Source organism: Streptomyces cahuitamycinicus, assembly GCF_002891435.1.
Taxonomy (GTDB): Bacteria; Actinomycetota; Actinomycetes; order Streptomycetales; family Streptomycetaceae; genus Streptomyces; species Streptomyces cahuitamycinicus.
In genome coordinates, this window is sequence record NZ_POUC01000852.1 from 1 (window position 1) to 1,235 (window position 1,235).

1 protein-coding gene and 1 pseudogene are annotated in these 1,235 nt (G+C 73.7%); one reads left to right on the plus strand and one right to left on the minus strand.

All coding sequences use genetic code 11. From position 1 onward, the window contains the following. Positions 1–236: pseudogene (locus C1J00_RS46110) on the minus strand (N-acetylmuramoyl-L-alanine amidase); the annotation flags it as partial. Between the two features lie 148 nt (positions 237–384). On the opposite strand from C1J00_RS46110, the gene C1J00_RS43410 reads away from it, so the two are divergent. Continuing rightward, entirely contained in the window at positions 385–1,155 is a 771-nt protein-coding gene (locus C1J00_RS43410) for a TIGR03089 family protein (protein ID WP_102914234.1), read from the plus strand. The last annotated feature ends 80 nt before the right edge of the window (positions 1,156–1,235 follow it).

Consider the following 1,235-nt stretch of genomic DNA (forward strand, 5'->3'; position numbering starts at 1 on the left):
GGGGTGAGGGGTTCGAGCGGGAGGGACTGGGTGCTGCCGGCGGCGTACGGCTCGGCCGCCCGCCGGCCGGTCGGGGTCGTGGCCGGTTCCCCCTCGTGGGGGGAGGATCTCGCCGTCGCCGCGGCTTCCGTGGCCGGCACCGGTCTCGCCGTCGCCGCGACGGCCGGAGGAGTGAGGGGAAGGGCCAGAGCGGCCGCACAGGTGACACCGATCGAGGAAGCAAGGAATCCACGCATGCCCCTGATCTTGGACATAGTCATACAAGTCTGTCCATTGGGGATGTGACGGACTGTCGGCCGGGTTCAGCCGAACCGGTGGCGGATGTCCGGCGGGCGGTGGCCGGGCCGTTGGGCGCAGGGTCGTGCGCCGCGTACGCTTGCGCGGATGAACGCCACCGATCGCACCCCCGCCGACCTGCTGGGTTCCGCGCTCGCCGCGGATCCGGGACGTCCCCTGGTGACCTTCTACGACGACGCCACGGGCGAACGTGTCGAACTGTCCGTGGCCACCTTCGCCAATTGGGTGGCCAAGACCGCCAACCTCCTGCAGGACGAGCTGTCCGTCGAGCCCGGGGACCGGGTGGCGCTGCTGCTGCCCGCGCACTGGCAGACGGCGGTGTGGCTGCTGGCGTGCGCGTCGGTGGGCGTCGTCGCGGACGTCTCCGGGGATGCCCGGGCGGCCGATGTCGTGGTGAGCGGGCCGGACCGCCTGGAGGAGGCGCGGGCCTGCTCCGGCACGCGGATCGCGATGGCGCTGCGGCCGCTCGGCGGGCGGTTTCCGCAGGCTCCCGACGGGTTCACCGACTACGCGGTGGAAGTCCCGGGGCAGGGTGACCGGTTCGTGCCGTACGTACCCGTGGATCCGGAGGCGCCCGCGCTGATCGTGGCCGGTCGGGAGTTCAGCGGGGCCCAGGTGGTCGAGCGGGCCCGGGCCGAGGCGACGGCACTGGGCCTGACCGGGCCGGGGTCGCGGATCCTGTCGGGGCTGCCGTACGACACGTGGGAAGGGCTGAACGCGGGGCTGTACGGGCCGCTGGCCACGGGCGGTTCGGTGGTGCTGTGCCGGCATCTCGACCAGGCCGGGGACGGCGTGCTGGACAAGCGGGTGGAGAGCGAGCGGGTCACGACGATCGCCCACGGCACCGCGGGACGGTAGCCGGGCCCCGCCCCCGCACGGCCCGTCAACGTACGGCACCTCCCCGCACGGCCCGTCAACGTACGGCACCCCCCTACGCC